The sequence below is a fragment of the Microbulbifer regidiadema (SeqCode) genome, from assembly GCF_052467605.1.
Genome location: NZ_CP174316.1, coordinates 927932 through 944722 on the forward strand (window position 1 = coordinate 927932; position 16791 = coordinate 944722).

Genomic DNA, 16791 nt, shown 5'->3' on the forward strand with positions numbered 1-16791 from the left:
CCTACCAATAGGCTAGCGCGGTTAACTTCACTCAACTAAAAGGAAGTCACCATGAAATACGAAGGTTTTACCACCTTTACGACTAAACAGGGCAATGGAATCCTAACTGTAACCTTTGACTTTGGTCCGGTGAATGTTCAAGGGCAGGAAATGTTAGCTGACTTAAACAGCCTGGCGATGCGGCTGGAGCGAGATCGGGAAACCAAAGTGGTGGTATTTCAGTCAGCCAATCCAGAAATCTGGGTGTGCCATTACGATACTGAGCTATTAAAAGATATGTCCGATGAAGCTGTATCTCGCGAAGAAGCACAGCTTCTGGATTTGCAGGCTATCTGTGAGCGTATGAGCAAGGTGCCCCAGGCAACCATCGCCAAATTAGAGGGCTTCGCCCGGGGCGGTGGCCATGAACTGGCTCTCGCGCTCGATATGCGCTTCGCCGCCCGTGGCAAATTTAAATTTATGCAAATGGAAGTGGGGATGGGCATCCTACCCTGTGGTGGTGGAGCGTCAAGGATGGCTCGCCAGACAGGACTGGGCAAAGCACTGGAAATTATTCTCAGCGCCCGTGACTTCGATGCGGACGAAGCAGAACGGCTCGGCACCATCAACAAGGCTCTCGACCCAGATGAAATTGGCGAGTATGTCGATAATCTGGCAAAGAGAATTGCCCAGTTCCCGGCAGAATCCATCAATGCCTGCAAGCAAGCGGTCTATGAATCTATCGATAAACCTATTGATGAAGCGCTAAAAGCAGAAGCCTATTGGTTGTATCAGGCAACCAGTAAAACACCTGCCCTGAAGCGCTTTTCTATCGCAGATGAACAGGGCTTGGAGCACGATATTAAAAACCAGCGGAACTGGAGTGAACTGGTGATGGATGTACAAAAAATAAACTAAACGTCCCGGCGGGTATCGCTCAATTTATAGACGGCGACACCCGGCCTACCTTCAACAGTTCGGCCAAGCCGAGTAAGAAATATACTTTTGCGAGAATCACAATGAGAGCAATGATCGTAAATACCTTTGGTGATCCAGACGTATTCGAAGCCGTTGAATTACCCAAGCCGACCATTAAAACCGGGCATCTGCTGGTAAAAATTTCTGCAACCAGCGTCAATATCGTAGATACCATGATTCGGCAAATGGGAGCTAAGCTCCCCCTTTCACCCCAAGCACCGGCATTATTGGGTATGGATTTCGCCGGCGTTGTCGAAGAGGTTGGTGAAGATGTGACCGGTTATCAAGTCGGCGATGAAGTCTACGGCTGCGCAGGCGGGCTGGCTGATTTACCGGGAACACTGGCCGAGTATATTGTTGCAGATGCCAACCTGGTTGCCCTGAAACCCAAGAATCTGACTATGCGTGAAGCGGCAGCTTTGCCATTAGTAGGTATTACAGCCTACGAAGGTCTCCAGCGTGCAGGAGTTAAACCTGGACAAAGTGTTCTTGTCCATGGTGGCTCAGGCGGTGTCGGCCATGTGGCGATACAACTGGCACACCACTTTGGTGCGAAGGTCTATTCAACGGGTTCTGGCGATCCGCAAATGGCTTTAATTGAACGGCTGGGGGCAACGCCTATTAACTACCGGACTGAATCCGTCGAATCCTATGTGCAAAAACACACCAACGGAGCGGGCTTCGATATAGTATTCGACTCAGTCGGTGGTGCAAATATGGCAAACTCTTTTGAGGCTGCACGGCTCAATGGCCAAGTCGCTACGACGGTCTCTATGATAGAGCTTGACCTAACACCCGCTCACTTCAAAGGCTTATCTCTACATGTCATATTTATGCTAATCCCAATGCTGCACAACTATCACCGAGAGGAACATGGGCGTATTTTGACCGCACTAAAAACCATTGCTGAAGCTGGGGATCTCAAGCCTGTACTTGACGAAACCTTATATGATTTGGCTGATATCGGCAAAGCGCATGAACGGCTGGCAAGCGGGAAAGCCATGGGAAAAATAGTTGTGAGTGTTTAACTGTAGTAACTCAAATTTGAATTAACAGCTACCAGTTTTCAGGAATATTTATGTAAGGCTAAGTTTCGTTTACACTGAATTATTTATGCCCTTTCTGATATTTTACCCTCTTTAAGGATTGCCATTGGTGCTCGGCCACAATATTTCTTGCCTTGGTGGGTACGATCTATTGTGGTCAAATCCAAAGAAGAATTACCGTAGCCATTCAAGCTTAAACTTAAAAACCTAATGAAGGGGATAGTGTATTTCCTTGGCAACCACCCACATTTTATAGTTCGGCGGCATTTCAGATAAGTAATTGAGTGTTCGGTAAATAAGGTGCTTCTCCATTTCATCGGCCCCGGAGGACTTACTCCAGCCCTCTGCTGCCAGGCGATACATAAATGCCACCAAAAGAAATTTCTGTTTGCTCGACAGGCCATGTCCATGTCCATTAATCATCATATGCATAGACACCAGATCATAATCCAAATCAAAAATTGACTCGTCAACTTGAATTGATACCTGAGCCGAGCGACCCGATACAGAACTACCCCTAGCAACCACATGCATTTCATCAAGAAAAAAGGAAACATGAGCACTGTTGGCTACGGAGTCGTTTTGATAGCGACCTTGTAGTGCCAAATCTCTTATCTGTAGCTTGGAAATATCACCTTTCAGCCAGAGTTCTGTCATCTGGGTAAAGGGGTCATAGTCCTCGCTCTGAATAATGTATTCATCCGCCACAAGGGATAAAGAATAGAAGAGCGCGACAAGCCAACAACAAATCCTTGTTACAGTCATTGCACCCACCATTTAAAGTGAAGACCATGCCACGCGGTCGATTATGACGATAAATACCTTAATATAAGTATAATAAAGAATTATTGTAGGCACATTGATCGGAAGGATAGCTACATTTATTTACAGCTGAATCAACCCGGGAGTTAAGGAGCCGTTCTATTGCTGTTTCCGCAAAGGCTCCCCCACCCATACGTTAACTGCCCGTCTCAGATTGTAACTATCGCACCCTATCGCTGTGGAAGCTTTGAATAAACCATATCTCAGTAAAGCTTCCTGATCATCACTAACGAATAGACTGAAAAGACCTATCGTCCAATCAGTTTCCACTATATGGGTAAGCGTATCTGTACTATTTCTAAACCGGGTATAGATAATGGAGACATCTTAACCACTCTGCAAAATCCTACTTACTCAGTCACTTTCTTCTTTTTGTAGAAAATCCAGCTTTGGGCCTTAGCCACCCCCATACCAGGTTCATAAAGCTCAACCCACAACTTTACCAATAGGCGACAGAATAGGTACCTAAGCAGATTAAGTGACGCCCTTCTCTCAGGGTGATCCCCCAGATGAATTTCACACCAAGAGGACTTTTGTTACTCAAACTTGACGTGAACAGATGCCGTAATTGCGACCAAAGAAAGCCCCAGCTCCATGGCTCATATAGCAAAAGCAATCTTTGTCGGACAAGCGGCCTCTGGTGTATGATTTAATCGTGATGAAAAGCTACTCCTCTACATTTCGCGCCAAGCTGATAGCCATGGCGGCCCTGCTCCTGCTGATATTGCAGGTGCAGACCGTGCTCGCCTGCGAAATGATGGAGGCCCCTGAGCCAGCAACGGAGTGTTGCTGCGATGATATGGCTAAGGGGACGGACCCTGAAGATGAAAACTGCTGTAGCTATGATGCCCAGGTCTCCCTGAAGACTTCCCTTGATGACCATCAAGTTGCCCTCACCGCAGCACACCTGAACCTGGAACTTCTTCAGTTGGCGCCGCCACCCACTTACCAGTGGCCACAAATTCTGGCTCCACCTGCCAATACCCGCGAACTTCCCCTCACTACAACGGATTTCCACCCCGGCAACCGAACCTGGCTTGCCACCCTGCGCCTGCGTATTTGATCACTCCCCATCTCTCTGATTAGCGAAATATGCCCCCTGCCCAACGTTGCTGGCGGGCTTCAGAAAGATTGTTCTAGGAGTGAACCTTTTGACTACCCAACAAGTTACAGCTGCTATTGGTAGCCAGCTCGTAAATCATGCGTATTGCGTGCAAGCGCCCCTTACCTTCTATCGGGAGCGCGCGCTATGACCCAGCCAAAAACATTGATCCTCATCGCTATTACCCTGTTGTTGACGACTGCCGGGGCGGCCTTTTACTGGAAAAAAACCACCGCGCAAGCAGAGGTCTCAAATCCCGATTTTGTGCAGACGGGCCCCTTCCAAATCGCCGTCTCCGTCGACCCACAGCAACCACAAGTCGGCGTAAACCAGATTCGGATTGAGGTTCGCAATACTGAGAATAAGCCGGTAACTGGAGCTGAAGTTCGCGCAGTCGCCGAGATGCCCGCCATGGGAGCCATGCCAGCTATGCGTGCTGTAGCGGATATCAGCGAATCCAGCCCCGGTATTTTTATCGGTGAAATTGAGCTTTCAATGGTGGGCTCCTGGCCCATGGTGGTAGACGTAGCGACAGGCCACGATAAACATGTTGATTTGGCCTTTGATATGAGCACCAATCGCAAAGGCCTGCGCCTGAAGTCCGCCCCCGAGGCTTCTGAAACCGCCTACTACACCTGCTCGATGCACCCCTCGGTCAGAGCTGCCGAGGCTGGTAGCTGCCCTATTTGCGGTATGAATCTGCAACCGGTGAGCCACGATGAGCTGCAAAGTGGCAGCATCGTCGTGGATAGCAGCCGGCGCCAGGCCATTGGTATCAAAACCGGTATCGTCGAGCGGCAACCTTTCACCCTGCCTATTCACCTACACGGCCAGGTCACCTACGACGAAACCCGCTTGCGGGATATCAGCCTGCGCTTCGACGGCTGGATTGGTGAGCTGGATGCAGACTTTGAAGGCAAGCAGGTTAAACGTGGCGAAGTACTGTTTTCTGTTTACAGCCCGGAGTTGCTCGCAGTCCAAGACGAGTATCTAAAAGCGCGCCGCCGTGGCGATGCCCTGGAGAAAGCAGCCCGTAGGCGTCTACTATTGTGGGGTCTCTCTGAAGAGCAAATCGACTGGCTGGTTGAACAGCAAAAAGCGCAGGACTATATCCCGATTTTTGCCCCCGCCAGTGGTGTGATTATTGAGAAGAATATTGTCGCGGGCTCTGCATTTGAAAAGGGCGACAACCTGCTGCGTATAGCCGACCTCAGCCAGGTTTGGATTGAAGCCCACGCCTACGAAGATCAGTTGCCACTGATAGAAAAAGGCATGCCGGCCAAAGTGCGTTTAACCAACGTCTACCATGAGGAAATCCCAGCCACCCTCACCCAGATTGATCCCTTCCTTAATCACAATAACCGCAGTGCACGGCTGCGTGTCACCCTGCCCAATACCGATGGTGAACTGCGCCCGGGGCTGTTTGCGGACATTATGTTAAGAGCCAAACTCGGGAACCTTTTGGTAGTGCCGAGGGATTCAGTACTGATTTCCGGCAAGAAGCGCATTGTTTTCCGCGACCTGGGCCAGGGCCGTCTGGAGCCCGTACAGGTACGCACCGGTTATGGCGACAGCGACAGGATTGTTATCCGTTCTGGCCTCCAGGCCGGCGATAAAATTGTCACCTCTGGAGTATTCCTGATCGCGGCAGAGAGCCGCCTAAAATCGGGGGTGCAGCAGTGGTAAATTCCGAACCCAAAGGGCTGATTGCCCGAATTATTGCGGCCTGTGCCGGTAAGCCGGGGATCACTTTGATCCTTATGGCGATCGCCGCCCTGGCGGGATACCGGGCGCTAACCAGTGTCCCCCTGGATGCTATTCCGGACCTGTCTGACGCCCAGGTGATTGTGATGACAGACTGGCCGGGGCGAAGCCCTGACCTGGTCGAAGATCAAATCACCTACCCGCTTTCCACCGCAATGTTAGGGCTGCCCAAAGTCAAATATGTGCGGGGGCAGAGCTTTTTCGGACTCAGCTTTGTCTACGCCATCTTCGAAGACGGCACGGATATTTACTGGGCCCGCTCACGGGTTCTGGAGTACCTCAACCAGGTAGCCGACCAGCTCCCGGAAAGCGTTCAACCAAAGCTTGGCCCAGATGCCACCGGAGTCGGCTGGGTATTCCAGTACGCACTTATTGATCGAAGCGGTAACAACGACCTGCAAGAACTGCGCGCGTTACAGGATTTCAAGTTGCGCTATTGGCTCACTTCTGTCGAGGGCGTTGCCGAAGTCGCCTCCATTGGCGGCTACGAAAAAGAGTACCAGGTCCAAATCGACCCCCATCGCTTGCAGATGTTTAAGGTTCCACTGGGCAGAGTGGTCGAGGCTATCCGTCGCAGCAACAACGACACCGGAGGGCGGGTACTGGAAATCGCAGGCCACGAACATATGGTGCGGGGTCGCGGCTATATCCGCAGCATTGACGATCTCGAAGAGGTGGTGATCGGGGTCAATGCGGCAAAGATCCCGGTAACGTTGGATCAGGTTGCCGATATTACCCTCGGGCCCGCGATGCAGCGCGGCATTGCCGAACTGGACGGTGAGGGCCAGACCGTAGGTGGCATTGTGGTGATGCGCTACGGTGAAAATGCCCTCAAAGTGATTGAGAGAGTCAAGGAGCGTATCGAGCAAATCCGCGCGGGCTTACCGGAAGGCGTCGAACTGGTAGTAACCTACGATCGCTCACAATTAATTAATAGCGCGATCGACAATCTCAAAAATACCCTGATTGAAGAGATGCTAGTGGTCGCCGCTGTGATCGCTATTTTTCTGCTCCACGCCCGCTCTGCACTGGTGGCGGTAATCACGCTACCGATCGCCGTCTTATTGGCCTTTATTCCACTGTCCCTACAAGGACTCACTGCCAATATTATGTCTTTGGGAGGTATTGCCGTAGCCATTGGCGCTATGGTGGATGCGGCTGTGGTGATGGTGGATAACATCCACAAAAGGCTGGCAGCCAGTGGCGATAAAGCGCTATCTCCAAGCGAGAGGGGAACACTAATCGTTCGGGCGATGCAGGAAGTGGGGCCGAGTATTTTCTTCTCCCTGATTATTATTACGGTTTCCTTCCTGCCGGTGTTCGCATTGGAAGCTACCGAGGGCCGCCTATTTAAACCCCTCGCCTACACCAAAACCTACAGCATGGCCTTTGCCGCCCTGCTGGCAATCACCCTGATACCCGCGCTCGCTGTGCTATTGATGCGCAGCAAAATTCGCAGCGGGGAAAACCCGATATCCCGCGCCTTAATCTATACGTTGCAACCGGTGATTCATTTCTGCGTGCGTCAACGTAAAGTTGTAGCCGCGCTCGCGATAATGGCCCTGGTGTCCGCAGCCTACCCCATCAGCAAATTGGGCGGTGAATTTATGCCGCCGCTCAACGAGGGCAGTATCCTGTATATGCCCACCGCCCTACCCGGCATGTCGGTTACCGAAGCGGGTAAGGTTCTGCAACAAATGGATACGGAGCTAAAGAGCTTTCCCGAAGTGGAACGGGTATTTGGCAAGATTGGCCGCTCCAATAGCGCCACCGATCCGGCACCGCTCTCAATGGTAGAAACAGTCATCACTCTAAAGCCGAAAAGTGAGTGGCGCCCCGGTATGACTTGGGATGACTTGCTAGCGGAAATGGATGAACAACTGCGCTATCCCGGTATGCCGAATATTTGGTGGATGCCCATCCAAACCCGCACCGAGATGCTCGCTACCGGCATTCGTAGCCAACTCGGCATTAAAGTGTTTGGAGATAACCTGGCAGAAATCGAACAGACGGCTTTGGCTATCGAAGAAGCACTGCGCAGTGACCAACGCACCGCAGGGCACACCCGAAGCGTCTTTGCCGAACGCCTAACCGGAGGCTACTTCCTGGACTTTGATATCGATCGCGCGCGGGCCTCCCGCCACGGCTTAAATGTACAGGATATTGAGGATGTGATTGCCGCAGCAGCCGGCGGTCTGGCGGCCACCCAAACTATCGAAGGGCGCGAACGCTACGATGTACTGGTGCGCTATGCCCGCGACTATCGGGACACCCCCGAACAGCTGGAACAAATTCTGGTCCCCGCCTCTGATGGCTCCCAGGTGCCCCTCAACCAGCTGGCCAATTTGGATTTTCGCACCGGTCCCCCGATGATTCGCAATGAAGATGGGCAGTTAGTGGGCTTGGTATTTGTCGACTTGAAAGGCGACGTCGGCGTTGCCGATTATGTCAGCCGTGCAAAACAGGTTGTCGCCGACCAGGTTAATCTGGTTCCAGGCCAGCGAATCGCCTGGGCCGGCCAATACCAATATCTGGAGCGCGCCAAGTCCCGCCTGCAATGGTTAGTCCCCCTAACCTTGCTGGCTGTGTGCTTCCTGCTGTATCTGCATCGAGGCAGGCTATCCGACACCCTATTTGTACTCACCGCCATGCCAATGGCACTGATCGGCGCCTTCTGGCTGTTGTACCTGCTCGACTACAAACTGAGCGTCGCTGTCTGGGTCGGCATGATTGCCATGGCTGGCCTCGCCGCAGAGATGGGCCTGCTGATGCTGCACTACTTATCCGCCGCCGGAGGTAAATCGGAGCACGGCAATACTGTAACCGTTGCCCAAGCGGCAGCTGGCCGTATTCGCCCAATGCTCATGACCAGCCTGACACTATTAATTTCATTGATACCCGTGATGGTTTCCGATGGCACTGGCGCAGACGTGATGAAACGGATTGCAGCCCCGATGGTGGGCGGCACCATAACCACACTATTATTTGTGTTGTTCGTAATGCCCGGAGTGTTTTATCAGTGGAAGGCTCGCGAAGGTAACCAGAGCTGAGATCAGAAAGTGAGGGCACTGGGTATATTTTGCCCGGTGCCTCTTATTAAACAGCACTCCAGGTAAGAGCACCTAGGGCTGGGAAAGCGGATTCATAGGCTTCTCAAGGGTTAACTGTTAAAATTCCAGCCGAAATTTGTATTACCCAGATTGCAAAATTGCAGTGATAACAACGGCTACGAAGGTGAAATCCATTTTGCTAGTCAGTTGTGTGATACGTGTATTTGACATTTAACGACTCCAGGATTCACCTTGACCACACCTTTTACCGATCTGCCCCTAAACCCCGCCCTGCTGAAAAACCTGGCGTCACTCAACTACAAATCCATGACCGAGGTCCAGGCCAAGACGCTCCCGATTATCCTTGAAGGTAAGGACGTTATCGCCCAGGCCAAGACCGGCTCCGGCAAAACCGCAGCCTTCGGTTTGGGGGTGCTGCACCGGCTCAATGTCAGCCGATTTCGAATTCAATCGCTAATTTTGTGTCCGACCCGGGAACTGGCCGATCAGGTTGCCCAGGAGCTGCGCCGACTGGCACGAGCAATTCACAACATAAAGATTTTGACTCTCTGCGGCGGTATGCCCTTTGGCCCACAGATCGGTTCCCTCGCACATGGGGCCCATATCATCGTTGGCACCCCCGGGCGCATAGAGGAACACTTGCGCAAAGGAACCCTGTCCCTTGAGCATGTCGATACGCTGGTCTTTGACGAAGCCGACCGGATGCTCGATATGGGGTTTCAGGACGTTATCGACACCATTCTGGCGCAGGTGCCAGCCGGGCGACAGTCGCTACTATTTAGCGCCACCTATCCCGATGAAATCGAGCAGCTCAGTGCCCGAGTGATGCAAAAACCGGTGATGGTTAAAGTGGATTCCGCCCACAGCGACGAGGTGATCGAACAGCGCTTCTACCGAACCGAGAGTTTCGATGATCGCCTGGAGATGACACGGCGTATTCTTCTAAATGATAAGCCCGTCAACACCCTGATTTTCTGTAACACCAAACGCGAAACCGACGAGGTCGCCGATGACCTGAAGCAGGCAGGTTTCAATGTTCTTGCCCTGCATGGGGATATGGAGCAGCGCCAGCGCAACGAAACGCTGATTCGCTTCGCCAATGGCAGCGCCTCTATTCTGGTGGCCACTGATGTAGCGGCACGCGGGCTGGATATCGACAAGCTGGATGCGGTTATCAACTTTCATATCGCCAAAGACCCCGAGGTTCACACCCACCGTATCGGACGCACTGGCCGTGCCGGTGAGCGCGGTTGTGCTTACTCCTTCTTTGCCGAAAAGGAAGGCCACAAACTGCTGCGTATGGACCTGACTCAGGACCCCCTGTCCGATCCAGACACACCGCCACCGGCCAGCATATTGAGCGAACCCCCGTTCCAGGCACCGATGGCCACCCTTCAGATCGACGGCGGCAAGAAACAGAAAGTCCGCCCCGGCGATATCCTCGGCGCGCTGACCGGCGGCGAGCGCCCGATTAACGGGAAAGATGTTGGCAAGATCAACGTACTGGATATGACGGCCTATGTCGCGATTAAGCGTAATATGGCATCACAAGCACTGAAGAAAATTGAGAACGGGAAGTTGAAAGGACGCAAATTCCGGGTGCGGCGTATTCGAGGATAAGCTGAGTGAGTATCCCCTGGCAACGCCAGGGGATCATCCTTTTTGCGCTATCTTCAGGTTTTATGTTCACCCTGACCGTTATTTTGAGAGCCGACCAGAAATATAAAAAATCGGTTGCGAGTCAGAGGGTTACAGGGTGATATAAGAAATGGGATAGTAGTCAAAGTGATCTTTTCTGCGGTTTGCACGGTCGAAACAAATAAGTTAAACCCAGTAATTTTAAAATAATATTTTGATTTTTTCGGAAAAGTTGATTCTGAGATAGCAATCAGGATAATTGCGGTTAGAATCATTACTGTATAAATGTTATGAATACTCGGCGCCACATGAAACACACTGAATACAATGACAAGTTAAAGGATATAGTTGAGTTCTCAGCTGCTCTTTATAATGATATTCACCTAGAGTTAAAAGATGCTCCTTATGCAACGTTAAATGAGTGCGGTTAGGATTTAAATATGAAGCTAGAGCCATATCAATTTTATGAACATACATTAGCGGGAGTGGAAACCAAGCTAGCCTCTGACAGTAAAGATGGGTCAGTAATCATAGTGAGATTCGAAGATAGATATACCGGGAAGCGCAAGGAAGTAAAATTTTCGGAATGTTCTAATATAATCTTTGAAATGGACTTTGATATATTGCTGGACAATGCTCCAAGTAATACAGCTGGTTCTGGATCAACTGACAATCCAGAGGACCTTATAGCCTTTGTGAAAGAAAATGAAAATAACTGGAGTGTGGTGGATCTTGATGATCCTCATTCTTCAATAAACATGAAAATAGAAAAAGTTAAAAATAAAACTCTCCATCAGATCAGTTTTTTTGGTGGTCGTTTGAGGGTTGTGTGTAGTTTTTATGAGATTAGTGAGTCAAGCATATAAATCGGGTAGCCGGTAGCTTCTAACTACCGGCCCCACACCACCTGTAGTGGTCAAGTATTTTTGGCCACCCTCTTTTGAGTATCGGGTCAGCTTCTTATCAGAACCAGTCGTTTTCGGTGCAAGGTGTGCAGGCTGAATGGGATAAATGTAATAGTTTTTTACTCAAAGAGTGGGGTGAAGAGCCTGGTAGCCATTCACTCCGTAGAATGATCGAGGAAAACCATGCTTAACAAATACAAGCAGGTTACTACGGGCCTTTGGTCCCTTGCGGGACGGCTCATCTTGTACACTTTTTACAAAAAGTGCGCACAAGGTAAGCTGGCACTGTTATGAATCCGTTGAAATTACGAGTACTTAAACGAACTTGCTCAGAGTGTAAGAGAAGGGCTCTGGAAATTCCATTGTTCTCGACAACTTTTATCTGCCGGAACTGTGTATCTATCTTTAAGGTTCGTGGCTAGTTCAAATTTGTGCATATTATTGGAGCGGGCTTCCTATATTTTTTGATACTTCAAGCGGCTCTGACGCTTCTAGAAGATGCAAGATTTAATCTAATTGGCTTTGTAGTGGTGACATTTTTAGTCACTTCAGTTATATTAAAAACCTCGAAAATGTATCTCGCACCCTTGGAGCTAACTGGAGTAAAAAGCAAGGTGCGCGGTAATTCATAACAAGTCACTTCGCGCCTTCGGCGTCCGACAGCTTACACCGGAGAGCATCATGCAAGGAATTCTTTCAGAAAAGTTGATTCTTACTGAAGCGGCCATACTCGAAAGAGTCAGGCGTATCAAAGATATAAGCCTTTGCTGTCATGTCGATCATGCTAAATTAATCTATAGCAAAACTGGTGCTGAAAGCCTTAAACGAATCTACAGTGAATACATAAACCTTGCAATTGATGCAAAACTCCCTCTTTTGCTTGCAACTCCCACATGGAGGGCCAGCTCAGAGAGAGTTTCTCTAGCCAAGGCGCCTACGTCTATCAATGAAGACGCTGTTAATTTTCTTTCGAATATCTTGCCAAAAGAGGGAAATGTATATGTAGGAGGCCTAGTCGGCTGTAAAAATGACTGCTACAAACCAGAACAAGGCCTAACTTACAAAGAATCTATTTCTTATCATCGTTGGCAAATTGATAAGCTCGGAGCCTCTAATGCTGACTACCTCATGGGAGTAACCCTACCAGCTGTACCAGAGGCACTTGGCATTGCATCTCTAATGTCAAAGCACTCTAAGCCATATTTTATTAGCTTTGTCATTGGCTCAGATGGTCGCCTTTTAGATGGCCATACCATTCAAGAAGCAATTTCACATATTGATCATCAGATTTCGCCTAAACCTTCTGGGTACTTTATTAATTGTTCTCATCCTTCTTTTCTAAACGCTTCAAGTCAATTACCTGGCAGACTAATCGGCATACAAGCCAATGCTTCATCACTAACGCACAATGAACTAGAAAACAGCAAAACAACGCACTCCGACAGCATATCGGAATGGGGTAATCTTATGCTTCACTTAAATCAGAATAGCGGGTTCAATATATTGGGCGGCTGCTGCGGCACTGATGCAAGGCACCTAGAATACATCATAAATAATCACAACTAACAAATTTAGCCTGCGTCTTTCCGCCTACGACTACCCTGGGCAGCCACTCTCTTGGATTGGCTATCATTGCAAACGGCATTAGCTGGGCTGCTGGAATTATGAATAGGGGAAAGGGAGCAACACTGAGACTCACAATTGCCTGATCGCCTCAATTCTAGTGGCCACCGATGTGACAGTTCGCGGTCTGGATATCGCCAAAGGTCCGGAAGTACATACCAACCGGACCGGCCGTGCTATTAAGTGCGGTTGCGCTGCTGAGCAAGCGGCTTCGTGTGAATCTGCCCCACTATCCGCTCCAGATACAACGCCACCGACCAGCAAATTAAGCATCCCCTTTCCAGACACCGATTGCCACCCTACAAATCGATGGTGATAAGAAGCAAAAGGTCCACCCTGAGGATATCGTGGGTGCCCTAAAGGTGGCGATCGTCCGTTAAACGGCACTACTTGGGATCTGATAGCCCTCCCTGGCGGAAAGGAAGGTGCCGAGCGCATGCATAACTCAGCCTCTCTAATAAAGCTCATCCGAGAGCAACTTGAATCGGGCCGCTGGTTAGGAGCGATCTGTACCGCTCCAGTGATAGTTCTTGGCCGGAAAGGGTTAATAACCAATTTTACAGCTACTTACTATAAGACATTTCGTGGCGAACTTGGTCAATATGTAAAGGAAATCAGTGATCAGGGAGTGGTGACCGACCGGAACTTAGTTGCCAGCCAATCACCAGGTACCGCTATAGAGTTTGCTTCTGAACTCGTCACATGCTTATTTGGGAAAGAAAGTTCGCAGACAATTGCGGATACGGTTAATGCTTGCCTTCCCCCCAAATAGTCTCGTTCAATACCTATTTGAATCCTATTCATGAACAGCGGACACACTGCTAAGCGGTGATGTGCTTGTAGCTGGATTTAGCCTGACTTACGCTGAACCTTCAGTCTTCTTTAAAGTCACTAGCATTACACTTACCAAGATTACTGTAGCCCCCCCCCACTGCAACAACGTCAACTCTTCTCCCAACCAAACAACTGCAAACAAAGCGCCAAATAATGGCTCACTTCCCATTAACAGAGAGACCTTAGATGGAGCTAATCTTCTAACTGCATAGTTCTGCACAAAAAAAGCAAATAGCGTACAAAAAATTACCAGATAACAAATGATCAACCAAAAATTGACTGAAGCTGGTAGCAAGCCTGTCAAGTTCATTTTATGCCTAGCCAACACAACAAATAATGCGCCAAGCCCGACCACTAATGACTGTAATGCAGTTAAACTCAGGGTTGTTATTTTCTTTCCCTCTGTGAAATACTTGGTTGCTGTTACCATTAAAGCCCGCAATAGAGCTGCTGCCAGAATGAGTAGATCACCAAAATTTGAAAACACTGAAAAGGACCCTTCAAGTGTTAATAGCGCAACACCCACAACACTTACTAAAGCAAACCCCAAATAAACAGCACTGACCCTCTTCTTATTAACCCAAGCTTCCACAAAAACAGTGAAGATCGCGGACAAGCTGATAAGCACAGCAGCGTTAGTTGCAGTTGTTTGTGAAACACCAAACACCTCACAACAGAAAATCAATAACAGTATAGTGCCTGTTGGAAGCGCAGCTTTCCAATCACGATTTCGTCCGCTCTTGAAATCTTGTAAAGTTGGCATCAACAGAACCAAAAAAGTCAGCAGAAACCGGATTGCCAAGAACATAAATACACTGGTGAACACGAGTGCACTCTTTGTAAGGCCATAGCTTGTCCCCCAAAACACAGCCACCAACAATAGTGACAGCTCTGTCCAAGGAAAACCTACACGGGCAATCCAAGTTAATCGTGTTGTATTCATAGTTGACTGTCCAGCAAAGTAAATGCGATGACTAATACGTCCCGGTAACCTGAGCCAGAGGTACTAGCCGGCATAACTGAACTTACGTCATGCAATGTTTCAGCATCATTTGCAAGAACAATATCGAAACGGTTTTTAAGCTCAATTGATGCCAACCTCTTGCGTTTATTGTCAGTTAATGTAGTCACTCCCCCTATAGCATTGATACGCTGCAGCATCATTGACGCTATGAATGTAACGCCATCTCTATGCAACCCTTCGGGAGCAGGCAGTCCAAGTTGATTTGGGGTAGTTCGAACGCGGTAAGGATGCAAACGTATATTCCAGCCATTTTTACAGCCTAAGGTTTTATCATAAAGATCAGCCAATAGTAGTAGCGTTCGCTCTAATACTGGTGATTGGACAAAGAATTCTGTAAGTGGATCAAATATTCTTTCTATACCGCCATTTAAGTAATTAATCTCCTTACTCTGCACATATGGCTCATGGGGTAACAACTGTAGGAAATTTGATTTCTCAGCCTTCACAAATTGTCCATATCGACGAAATCGATATTTCCCACCATCTCCCATATACTTATCTACAGTAAGCTCATCCCATTGTTCCGCGAATTTATGCTCCTCTTCTATAGAGCAACCCAACATTGAGCGCATGTAGCCTCCCTCAATCATTGTAAAATGATTATGTTTCAGGGACCTTATATCCTCTTCAAAAATAGAAGCTAACTTTCTTTTTGTAGATTCACTCATTCTTTTATCCTTACGCACTAACGGCGACGTCTACTCTTTGCTCATCAAGCACTAAAGAACGCTGGCTGCGCTCATGCGCAATTTGAGTCTCCCATGCGTCACGATCTTTAAGGTATCGAGGATTATCTGCATAAATCCCGCTCATTAACATTTGACCTTTCGACAAAGAGAAAACTACTGTTCCAGTTATCGCTTCTGCTGTATGGCAAATAAATGCCCGGGCTGCCTGTTGAAGCATACTACCCCACCTACCCTCTACAGCCTCGTTGGTCCAAGCGAGACTCTGGGCCGATTTAGCTCTTAAAACTTCTGTTTCTAAAATAGTAACTTCAAGGTGGCGATAAGCTGCCATTAAAGCGTGTGCAGCTGGAGCCTCGCGAACTTCCAACACTTTTTCGTCATATTCAAGGTGATCAAAGCCTATGTAGCGTCCAATCTGGTAGCTTCCAACATGCTGATTTAAGAACATTATCATTTTCAGTAGGCTCATAGTTTCACCATTTACTTTTATCGGCACTCCTCGACGAAAAGTTATTGATAACCGATGATTTTGATCAGTCAGCTGTTGCTCCGGGTTCCACAGTGACCAATGGAATAGTGATTCACACAAATTAAAATCTTCAGGGTTATCTAAAACACCGGATTCAAATTCGCGACACCACAAATTCGAATCGCCACTTACATTTCTACCTTTAAATTCAAACAGCCCGGAAATGGATAATCCGGCAATTTTTTTATCGCGGGAAATAGCCGAATATTCATATGGAGACCCGTAGTAACCATTAAACCCACTTCGCTCTAACGCCCCATTAAGTCGCCGTAAACTATTCTGTGATTGGTTTGCTGTATGCACGATAGCGTCACACTGAAGGCGCTCGGCTACCAAAACAGCATGCTTCACTATAACTGGACGTGATAATGAAGAGCTTACAGGGTAATCACCCATATAGAGGGCTTGCGCTTGTACTGCTGTAAAAATGGAATGGTCAATAAATGACTGACGTCCATCTTCAATAATCAAATCAATACCGTAATGATCAGCAATATGGTTTAGAAATGAGACATCAATGCCATCCCCCATATCAATTGCCAACGCAGTGACCTTAACATCCATATCTTTGAGAATTTCTAAAATGTACGTGCTATCCAGACCACCACTAAACAGTGTTAAGATGTGGCCTACTTCTCCCGATAGCTGCTTGACATCCTCAATACTTCTAATTTTCTTCACGTGTAAATTCCCTGTACACAAATGATTACTGACAACAAATTGACATGGCGCATCATAGCTTGTATTTTCCCCGGCACAATCCACTCCAAACGCAAAGGATTGTTGC

At 48.6% G+C, this 16791-nt stretch carries 13 protein-coding genes; 9 read left to right on the forward strand and 4 right to left on the reverse strand.

Annotated features, from left to right (window positions below):
- Positions 1 to 51: 51 nt before the first annotated feature.
- Both ACJJIF_RS04725 and ACJJIF_RS04730 read left to right on the forward strand, forming a co-directional pair.
- Entirely contained in the window at positions 52 to 897 is an 846-nt protein-coding gene (locus ACJJIF_RS04725) for an enoyl-CoA hydratase/isomerase family protein (RefSeq protein ID WP_444931094.1), read from the forward strand.
- Positions 898 to 998: 101 nt separating this feature from the next.
- Complete coding sequence (locus tag ACJJIF_RS04730) at positions 999 to 1985, forward strand: zinc-dependent alcohol dehydrogenase family protein (protein ID WP_444931095.1); 987 nt, start codon at positions 999 to 1001, stop codon at positions 1983 to 1985.
- 225 nt (positions 1986 to 2210) lie between these two features.
- Here the strand turns inward: ACJJIF_RS04730 and ACJJIF_RS04735 are convergent, their stop codons facing one another.
- Positions 2211 to 2768 (reverse strand): hypothetical protein, encoded by a 558-nt coding sequence (locus ACJJIF_RS04735; protein WP_444931096.1) that lies wholly within the window; start codon positions 2766 to 2768, stop codon positions 2211 to 2213.
- 697 nt (positions 2769 to 3465) lie between these two features.
- Here ACJJIF_RS04735 and ACJJIF_RS04740 point away from each other — a divergent pair.
- The 7 genes from ACJJIF_RS04740 to ACJJIF_RS04770 all read left to right on the forward strand — a co-directional run bounded on the left by ACJJIF_RS04740 (position 3466) and on the right by ACJJIF_RS04770 (position 13700).
- Positions 3466 to 3888, forward strand: coding sequence for a hypothetical protein (locus tag ACJJIF_RS04740; RefSeq protein ID WP_444931097.1), 423 nt, complete (start codon positions 3466 to 3468; stop codon positions 3886 to 3888).
- A 186-nt stretch (positions 3889 to 4074) separates the two neighbouring features.
- A complete protein-coding gene (locus tag ACJJIF_RS04745; RefSeq protein ID WP_444931098.1) occupies positions 4075 to 5613 on the forward strand; it encodes an efflux RND transporter periplasmic adaptor subunit in 1539 nt (512 codons plus the stop codon).
- Positions 5607 to 8741 carry an efflux RND transporter permease subunit gene (locus ACJJIF_RS04750; protein WP_444931099.1) on the forward strand — a complete coding sequence of 1045 codons (3135 nt, stop codon included), beginning with the start codon at positions 5607 to 5609 and terminating at the stop codon, positions 8739 to 8741. Before ACJJIF_RS04745 ends, ACJJIF_RS04750 begins: the two co-directional genes overlap by 7 nt.
- Positions 8742 to 8993: 252 nt before the next feature.
- Complete coding sequence (dbpA, locus tag ACJJIF_RS04755; protein ID WP_444931100.1) at positions 8994 to 10382, forward strand: ATP-dependent RNA helicase DbpA; 1389 nt, start codon at positions 8994 to 8996, stop codon at positions 10380 to 10382.
- Between the two features lie 458 nt (positions 10383 to 10840).
- Positions 10841 to 11266, forward strand: coding sequence for a hypothetical protein (locus ACJJIF_RS04760; protein ID WP_444931101.1), 426 nt, complete (start codon positions 10841 to 10843; stop codon positions 11264 to 11266).
- A 720-nt stretch (positions 11267 to 11986) separates the two neighbouring features.
- Positions 11987 to 12871, forward strand: a complete 885-nt coding sequence (locus tag ACJJIF_RS04765) for a homocysteine S-methyltransferase family protein (RefSeq protein ID WP_444931102.1) — start codon at positions 11987 to 11989, stop codon at positions 12869 to 12871.
- A gap of 457 nt (positions 12872 to 13328) precedes the next feature.
- Positions 13329 to 13700 (forward strand): DJ-1/PfpI family protein, encoded by a 372-nt coding sequence (locus ACJJIF_RS04770; protein ID WP_444932315.1) that lies wholly within the window; start codon positions 13329 to 13331, stop codon positions 13698 to 13700.
- Positions 13701 to 13787: 87 nt separating this feature from the next.
- Here the strand turns inward: ACJJIF_RS04770 and ACJJIF_RS04775 are convergent, their stop codons facing one another.
- From ACJJIF_RS04775 to ACJJIF_RS04785, 3 genes are read right to left on the reverse strand one after another with little or no spacing between them, the layout of a single operon-like run.
- Positions 13788 to 14705, reverse strand: a complete 918-nt coding sequence (locus ACJJIF_RS04775) for a DMT family transporter (protein ID WP_444931103.1) — start codon at positions 14703 to 14705, stop codon at positions 13788 to 13790.
- The gene (locus tag ACJJIF_RS04780; RefSeq protein WP_444931104.1) at positions 14702 to 15454 is read right to left on the reverse strand and encodes a 2OG-Fe dioxygenase family protein; all 753 of its coding nucleotides are present in this window, start codon (positions 15452 to 15454) and stop codon (positions 14702 to 14704) included. Before ACJJIF_RS04780 ends, ACJJIF_RS04775 begins: the two co-directional genes overlap by 4 nt.
- A gap of 10 nt (positions 15455 to 15464) precedes the next feature.
- Positions 15465 to 16685 (reverse strand): argininosuccinate synthase-related protein, encoded by a 1221-nt coding sequence (locus ACJJIF_RS04785; RefSeq protein ID WP_444931105.1) that lies wholly within the window; start codon positions 16683 to 16685, stop codon positions 15465 to 15467.
- Positions 16686 to 16791 lie beyond the last annotated feature (106 nt).

Bases quoted from the DNA above. Each gene is read 5' to 3' on its own strand.
- ACJJIF_RS04775 (WP_444931103.1), bottom strand. From the start codon at position 14,705: ATGAATACAACACGATTAACTTGGATTGCCCGTGTAGGTTTTCCTTGG.
- ACJJIF_RS04730 (WP_444931095.1), top strand. From the start codon at position 999: ATGAGAGCAATGATCGTAAATACCTTTGGTGATCCAGACGTATTCGAA.
- ACJJIF_RS04745 (WP_444931098.1), top strand. From the start codon at position 4,075: ATGACCCAGCCAAAAACATTGATCCTCATCGCTATTACCCTGTTGTTG.
- ACJJIF_RS04760 (WP_444931101.1), top strand. From the start codon at position 10,841: ATGAAGCTAGAGCCATATCAATTTTATGAACATACATTAGCGGGAGTG.
- ACJJIF_RS04780 (WP_444931104.1), bottom strand. From the start codon at position 15,454: ATGAGTGAATCTACAAAAAGAAAGTTAGCTTCTATTTTTGAAGAGGAT.
- ACJJIF_RS04725 (WP_444931094.1), top strand. From the start codon at position 52: ATGAAATACGAAGGTTTTACCACCTTTACGACTAAACAGGGCAATGGA.
- ACJJIF_RS04735 (WP_444931096.1), bottom strand. From the start codon at position 2,768: ATGACTGTAACAAGGATTTGTTGTTGGCTTGTCGCGCTCTTCTATTCT.
- ACJJIF_RS04765 (WP_444931102.1), top strand. From the start codon at position 11,987: ATGCAAGGAATTCTTTCAGAAAAGTTGATTCTTACTGAAGCGGCCATA.